General features: G+C 48.8%; 3 protein-coding genes, 2 tRNA genes and 1 rRNA gene (1 of these 6 running past the window's edge). 5 read left to right on the forward strand and 1 reads right to left on the reverse strand.

The window, feature by feature from the left end:
- Window positions 1-81: 81 nt before the first annotated feature.
- Window positions 82-1986, forward strand: coding sequence for a polysaccharide biosynthesis protein (locus tag ING2E5A_RS02655; RefSeq protein ID WP_231960424.1), 1905 nt, complete (start codon window positions 82-84; stop codon window positions 1984-1986).
- Here ING2E5A_RS02655 and ING2E5A_RS02660 read toward each other — a convergent pair.
- Window positions 1978-3813: an ABC transporter ATP-binding protein gene (locus ING2E5A_RS02660; RefSeq protein WP_071136077.1), complete on the reverse strand. Its 1836-nt coding sequence runs from the start codon at window positions 3811-3813 to the stop codon at window positions 1978-1980. The genes ING2E5A_RS02655 and ING2E5A_RS02660 overlap by 9 nt on opposite strands.
- Before the next feature lie 536 nt (window positions 3814-4349).
- On the opposite strand from ING2E5A_RS02660, the gene ING2E5A_RS02665 reads away from it, so the two are divergent.
- From ING2E5A_RS02665 to ING2E5A_RS15205, 4 genes are all read left to right on the forward strand, one after another.
- Window positions 4350-5878: ribosomal RNA gene (locus ING2E5A_RS02665) — 16S ribosomal RNA — on the forward strand.
- A 242-nt stretch (window positions 5879-6120) separates the two neighbouring features.
- A tRNA-Ile gene (locus ING2E5A_RS02670) sits at window positions 6121-6194 on the forward strand.
- Window positions 6195-6221: 27 nt separating this feature from the next.
- Window positions 6222-6295 (forward strand) — tRNA-Ala (locus ING2E5A_RS02675).
- Window positions 6296-6359: 64 nt separating this feature from the next.
- Window positions 6360-6387 carry the start of a hypothetical protein gene (locus ING2E5A_RS15205; protein ID WP_154670011.1) on the forward strand. The gene runs 128 nt beyond the window's last position, so only the first 28 of its 156 coding nucleotides appear in the window; its start codon is at window positions 6360-6362; its stop codon lies off the right edge, out of view.

The raw sequence follows: 6387 nt of genomic DNA on the forward strand, positions 1-6387 counted from the left end.
ATAAATATACTCTCGCTATCTTTAAGTGCAGTTATGAATAAAAGCTTAGAGGATTATTTGTCAAACAGGGTATTGTCTCGCATGTCTATCCTGATAATAGACATTCTGATCATACTGTTTTCAACGCTGACCATGTATTTCCTCCGTTTCGGCTTTGAGGGTCTCACGGCGCAGGTCAAGGCTGACGGTATTACCACAACGGCGGTACTGGTATTTTTCAATATCATTTCATTTCTTATTTTCAAGACCTTCAGCGGGGTCTTGCGTTTCTCGGCCTTTTCCGACCTGATACGCATCATTTACGCGTTGACCCTGGGTTATCTCCTGTCGTATGGCTGTCTGTTGGTCATCAAGGAGTACAATCCCAGCTTCACCATATCAAATACCATTCACTTTGCCACTTACGTGCTCAATGTCCTGCTGATGATTTTCTCGCGAATTGTTGTCAAGGAGGTGTATGAGTCGATAACCGGCAAACCGCAGAAGGCCACCAATGTCTTCATTTATGGCACCAAACAGGCTGGAATCAGTCTTGCAAAAGCGATCAGGGGTAATCGCGAGTTCAAGTATAAGGTGTTGGGATTTATCACCGATGAGGAGAATATGGTAGGGAAGAACCTCCTGGGGTTGACCATTTATGCCAATAACGAAAACCTCTTCAGGGTATTGGAGGCAAAAGATGTGAAAACGGTGATTGTCTCTCCCCATAAGATGGACCAGATAAGGAACTCCCCTACGTTGGACAACTTTGTAGACCACAACATTTCGCTACTGACCACTTCACCCATAAATGAGTGGAACGGTACGCTTACGGGGAAAGAGCAGTTGAAGGATATCCAGATTGAGGACTTGCTCCCCCGTAATCCAATCAACATCAATATGATGGAGATTGCTTCCCTCATTGAGGGGAAACGGGTAATGGTGACAGGTGCGGCAGGTTCCATCGGAAGCGAGATTGTGCGTCAGGTAGCAACGTTCAATCCTTACAACATCATTCTGATCGATCAGGCGGAGACCCCGCTTCACGATATGAGGCTCGAACTTCAGAAGAAGTGGATGGATCTCAATACCCACATCATCGTAGCCGATGTGAGCAACGCTACAAGGATGGAGCGTATTTTCGAGATGACCCACCCGCAATATATTTTCCATGCTGCAGCCTACAAGCATGTTCCCATGATGGAGGACAACGTTTCGGAATCGGTCCAGACCAATATCCTCGGTACAAAAATCCTTGCGGATCTGGCTGTGAAGTATGGGGCGCAGAAGTTTGTGATGGTTTCTACCGACAAGGCGGTAAATCCCTCCAACGTGATGGGTTGTTCAAAAAGAATCTGTGAGATATATGTCCAGTCGCTGTCGAGACATCTCGAAAAGACAGGGCAGAAAAGCACGCAGTTCATTACCACCCGTTTCGGTAATGTACTGGGATCAAACGGGTCGGTAATTCCGTTGTTCCGTGAGCAGATCAAGAAAGGAGGCCCCTTGACGGTCACACACCCTGAAATCATCCGATACTTCATGACCATCCCCGAAGCTTGCCAGTTGGTACTCGAGGCAGGATCGATGGGTAAAGGAGGGGAGATCTACCTGTTCGACATGGGTAAACCGGTCAAGATCCTCGACCTGGCCAAACGGATGATACGCCTTTCGGGTTCCAACAATATAAAAATCGAGTTCACGGGTCTTCGTCACGGCGAAAAACTGTATGAGGAGCTCCTCAACGCCTCCGAGAATACGATCAAGACCCACCACGAGAAGATCATGATCGCCCAGGTACGTGAATATGAGTATGAAAAGGTGAAGGATCAGATCGATGAACTGATCAAGATCTCCTATCAATATGACGACATGCTGACGGTGAGAAAGATGAAGGAGATTGTTCCCGAATTCCGCAGCATCAACTCACCCTATGAGGCGGTCGACCGGATGCTGGAGAATGCAGAGGAGAGGGAGAGCGTCAAGCAGGACACCTTCTCAATTTAAATCTCCCTGCATGTTGCACAGTTTCGTATAATATCCGTTCAGTTCATAAAGGGAGTTGTGATTGCCCGACTCGATGATCTGCCCCTCCCTCAGGACATGGATCTCGTCTGCTTTCTTGATGGTGGACAGACGGTGGGCAATGATGATGGTGGTGCGGTTTCTCATCAATTTCTCTAGGGCATCCTGTACCAGCCGTTCCGAATCGGTGTCGAGCGCAGAGGTGGCTTCATCCAATATCAGGATTTCCGGATTCTTTAATACCGCTCTCGCTATGCTGATGCGTTGGCGCTGTCCGCCCGAGAGCTTACCTCCCCTGTCTCCGATGTTTGTCTGATACCCCTCGGGAGTTGCCATGATGAAATCGTGAGCGTTGGCCACCTTGGCCGCCTCTATCACCTCTTCCATGGTTGCGTTTTTGGTACCGAAGGCGATGTTGTTGAAAAAAGTGTCATTGAACAGGATCGCCTCCTGGGTCACATATCCGATTTTTGAGCGGAGGTCGAATAGCGATACCTCCTTTATATTGGTACCGTCGATAAAGATGCCCCCTTCCTGTATATCGTAGAATCGGGAGAGAAGATCGGTCATGGTAGACTTGCCCGAACCCGATTGCCCTACGAGGGCAACCGTTCTTCCCTTCTCGATTTTCAGGTCGATTCCTTTAAGCACCCACTCCTTATTGTATTTGAACCAGACGTCGCGATAGTTGATATCACTTACGAAATTCAGTTTTCTGGGGTGTTGCGGTTCTACAATATCGTTCTGCGCCTCCAGTATTTTGTCGATACGTTCCATGGAGGCCAATCCCCGTTGTACGGCATAGGCCGAGCGGGAGAACTCCTTGATGGGGTTGATGATGCTGTAGAAGATGGTAAGGTAATAGATGAAGGTGGCCGCATCAATGATACCCTTCCCGCCGAGGATAAGCGATCCGCCAAACCAGAGGACGATAGCTATGGTGAGGGTGCCCAGAAATTCACTCATCGGGTGGGCGAGGTATTGACGCCGGGCTATTCTGTTCGACATCCTCCTGAAAGTGTTGCTCCCTTTGTAGAACCGGCCTGAGATCTTCTCCTCCGCATTGAATGCCTTAATAATTCTCAATCCGCTCAAGGTCTCCTCGATTTGCGACATCAGTTCGCCCCACTTGTTCTGCGCCTCGAACGACTTCCGCTTCAATGTCTTTCCGACTCTCCCCATCAATGTTCCCATTATCGGCAATACCACAAATACAAAGAGGGTGAGTTGCCAGCTCAAGACGATCATCGTTACCAGATAGATCAGGATGAGGATGGGGTTTTTGAAGAGCATGTCGAGCGAACTCATCACGGAGTTTTCCACTTCATTGACATCTCCCGATATCCGCGCCAGTATATCGCCTTTGCGCTCTTCAGAAAAGAAGCCGATTGGAAGTGCCAGTATCTTGTCGTTGATTTTATTGCGGATATCCTTGACTACTCCCGTCCGGATCGGGATTGTAAAGTATGCGCCCATATAGGCCGTACCCGTTTTGAAAAGTGTCATCACCACCAGGGCGATGGCCAGAAAGAGAAGAGTTGCACTGCCACCGTGTGTTTCAATGAGCTGCGCCATATACCAATTCCCGTTATTGAGTACCAGATCGATTTTCGAGATCCCATCCGTTTCCCAGGGAATAAATTCAAAAACCGTGTCGTTCACCTTGAACAAAACCTGAAGTATCGGTATGATGGTTGCCAGCGAGAAGACATTCAATATCGCGGTGAGGAGGTTGAAAAGAAATGAGAGTGCCACATACTTTCTGTATGGAGGCAGAAAACGTTTTAATATTGTTATAATACCTTTCATTAAAAAATCCTTTAATAGGTGGTTTCAGTGCGATTTGAAAAAGCGGTGCAAGTTACGCATAATTTGTGATTCCAGCCACCCGATTTTCTCTTTTTTGAGCGGTGAAAGGCTCTTCGCGTGATGAGGCTCGAAAAAGGGCAAAAAAAATTGCAGTCAATAAGTGTTTATTGTACAGTTATTTGACCCATTAATGGCCGATTCAGTCATAATTTTTTTTGAAATTTCTTTTGGAAATGTTTTGCTGGTATGAAATCTTTTTCTACCTTTGCATCCGCTTTCCGAAAGCAACGAGTAATCGGGAGCGACACAGACGATCTTTGAAAGTTTTTCATATACGTTTTAGAAAAGACAAGCAGTATATTTACAAGATATATTGGTACCCGTTCAATTTAAGAACAAGGAATGAAATAGATTCGTGAATCGAGGGTTTGGGGATCACCGATTTTTTCGGGTTGCGTTGTTTTTACCGTTACTACTTGCCGCCATTTCCGTTTACCGGGATAATCGGGCGATAGTTCTGGACAAATAACAACTATACAACGAAGAGTTTGATCCTGGCTCAGGATGAACGCTAGCGATAGGCCTAACACATGCAAGTCGAGGGGCAGCACATGAGTAGCAATACGATGGTGGCGACCGGCGCACGGGTGAGTAACACGTATGCAACCTACCTCTAACAGGGGGATAACCCGTTGAAAGACGGACTAATACCCCATAATACAGGGGCTCCGCATGGAGATATTTGTTAAAGATTTTATCGGTTAGAGATGGGCATGCGTTCCATTAGCTAGTTGGTGAGGTAACGGCTCACCAAGGCGACGATGGATAGGGGAACTGAGAGGTTTATCCCCCACACTGGAACTGAGACACGGTCCAGACTCCTACGGGAGGCAGCAGTGAGGAATATTGGTCAATGGAGGCAACTCTGAACCAGCCAAGTCGCGTGAAGGATGAAGGTCTTATGGATTGTAAACTTCTTTTGCAGGGGAATAAATAGCGGTACGTGTACCGTTTTGCATGTACCCTGCGAATAAGGATCGGCTAACTCCGTGCCAGCAGCCGCGGTAATACGGAGGATCCGAGCGTTATCCGGATTTATTGGGTTTAAAGGGTGCGCAGGCGGGAGATTAAGTCGGCGGTGAAATTTTGCAGCTCAACTGTAAAAGTGCCTTCGATACTGGTTTCCTTGAGTGTGGATGAAGTAGGCGGAATTTGTGGTGTAGCGGTGAAATGCTTAGATATCACGAGGAACTCCGATTGCGCAGGCAGCTTACTAAACCACTACTGACGCTCAGGCACGAAGGCGTGGGGATCAAACAGGATTAGATACCCTGGTAGTCCACGCAGTAAACGATGATTACTGGCTGTTTGCGATACAATGTAAGCGGCTGAGCGAAAGCGTTAAGTAATCCACCTGGGGAGTACGTTCGCAAGAATGAAACTCAAAGGAATTGACGGGGGCCCGCACAAGCGGAGGAACATGTGGTTTAATTCGATGATACGCGAGGAACCTTACCCGGGCTTGAAATGCGGTGGACCGGCGGAGAGATCCGCCTTCCCTTCGGGGCCACCGTGTAGGTGCTGCATGGTTGTCGTCAGCTCGTGCCGTGAGGTGTCGGCTTAAGTGCCATAACGAGCGCAACCCTCATCATTAGTTACTAACAGGTAAAGCTGAGGACTCTAATGAGACTGCCATCGTAAGATGCGAGGAAGGTGGGGATGACGTCAAATCAGCACGGCCCTTACGTCCGGGGCGACACACGTGTTACAATGGGTGGTACAAAGGGCAGCTACCTGGCGACAGGATGCCAATCCCCAAAACCACTCTCAGTTCGGATCGGAGTCTGCAACTCGACTCCGTGAAGCTGGATTCGCTAGTAATCGCGCATCAGCCACGGCGCGGTGAATACGTTCCCGGGCCTTGTACACACCGCCCGTCAAGCCATGGAAGCCGGGGGTACCTGAAGTCCGTAACCGCAAGGAGCGGCCTAGGGTAAAACTGGTGACTGGGGCTAAGTCGTAACAAGGTAGCCGTACCGGAAGGTGCGGCTGGAACACCTCCTTTCTGGAGAACATTGCCTGTCCGGACACGGTCCGGCGACAGGGAGGTAGGAATGACCCGACGGACCTTCACGGTCCTGGTCTTCAGACGCTCGTTCACGTTTTTTTCATTACAACGGGGTACCGCTGCGATATCTTTTCAAGAAGCGTATATAAAAATATACTCACCGGGCAGAACCGTGAGCACGGAGGCCGGGTCTAGATCCGCCTTCAGATGCGGTCATCGGCCGACACTGCAACCAGCACAGTCCTATAGCTCAGTTGGTTAGAGCGCTACACTGATAATGTAGAGGTCGGCAGTTCAACTCTGCCTGGGACTACTAAAAGGGTCAGGAGTAATGGAAACCGGGGGATTAGCTCAGCTGGCTAGAGCACCTGCTTTGCACGCAGGGGGTCAACGGTTCGAATCCGTTATTCTCCACCTGGTAGAAAAAAATGGGTACGGCATGCGAGCCGCGCCAGTAGAAGCGAAAACAGTTTTTTGGATGATGTTTGACATGTCCGTCGGGGACA

The sequence above is a fragment of the Petrimonas mucosa genome (assembly GCF_900095795.1).
Lineage (GTDB): Bacteria > Bacteroidota > Bacteroidia > Bacteroidales > Dysgonomonadaceae > Petrimonas > Petrimonas mucosa.